Source organism: Mesorhizobium sp. f-mel, assembly GCF_053850215.1.
Window position 1 is genome coordinate 1 of the sequence record NZ_JBSPTO010000103.1, and the last position, 243, is coordinate 243.

Sequence of the window (243 nt, forward strand, 5' to 3'; positions counted from 1 at the left end):
AAACGCCATCTTCGTACCTTTGATCTTGGCCTTGGGATCGCGAAGGTAGTCTGTCAGCGTGGCTTCGTCCCATTTGACGCCGGATGCGCCCGCCTCGGTCATGGGTTTGGAATACTTGAACCCTGGATGCGTGCCGGCCGTCCGGCCGATAACGCCGCTCAACGACGGACCGATCTTGTTCTTGTCCTCGTCGACGACGTGGCAGGCCTTGCATTTGGCGAAGACCTTCTCACCCGCGGCGGC

General features: G+C 60.5%; 1 protein-coding gene. It reads right to left on the reverse strand.

Features of this window, described 5'->3' with window-relative positions; all coding sequences use genetic code 11:
* Positions 1 to 243 (reverse strand): c-type cytochrome (locus tag ACWUKX_RS31085; RefSeq protein WP_456010475.1); only part of this gene is annotated, 243 nt, incomplete at both ends.